This window comes from Vibrio sp. 1078-1, from assembly GCF_033340475.1.
Genome location: NZ_JAWOWM010000952.1, coordinates 1 through 510 on the forward strand (window position 1 = coordinate 1; position 510 = coordinate 510).

The window sequence follows — 510 nt, forward strand, 5'->3', positions numbered from 1 at the left end:
ACAGTACCCGTTTGGCGGCTGATTCTGTCGCATCAAGCTCATAGAGCGCATCTCTATCCTGAGCATTGTTCACGCTCGCGATGATGCGGTCAAAACCGTCCAAATCTCTGCCCAAAGACTGCGCCGCAGACCAATCGTTGCGATGAGTCACCTCGATGCCAATCTCTTTAGCTAAGCGCATCAAGTGTTCCACGCGCGGTAGATAATCATCAATCAACAATAGTCGATTTGCATTCAGTTCCACCGGCTCAGAATGAGGCTGACTTCGTTTAGGCAACTGCAAACTAAAGCTAAAACACGATCCGTTGCCAAAATCCGAACGCACACAAAGCTCACCGTTGTACATGCTGATCAAACGTTTTGAGATTGCCAACCCTAAGCCCGTTCCTTCATGTCGCCTTGTCGCGGAGGTATCGACCTGCTCAAATTTATCCATAATATGAGTTAGCCTGTCTTCAGGAATTCCAATGCCTGTATCGCTCACTGAAAAATCAAAACCGAGCTCACTTT

The 510-nt window shown here is 47.8% G+C and carries 1 protein-coding gene; it reads right to left on the reverse strand.

The genetic code is table 11. The features are described from left to right. The coding region (locus R7190_RS31050; RefSeq protein WP_318138363.1) for an ATP-binding protein at positions 1-436 on the reverse strand (436 nt) is incomplete at its 3' end. Positions 437-510 lie beyond the last annotated feature (74 nt).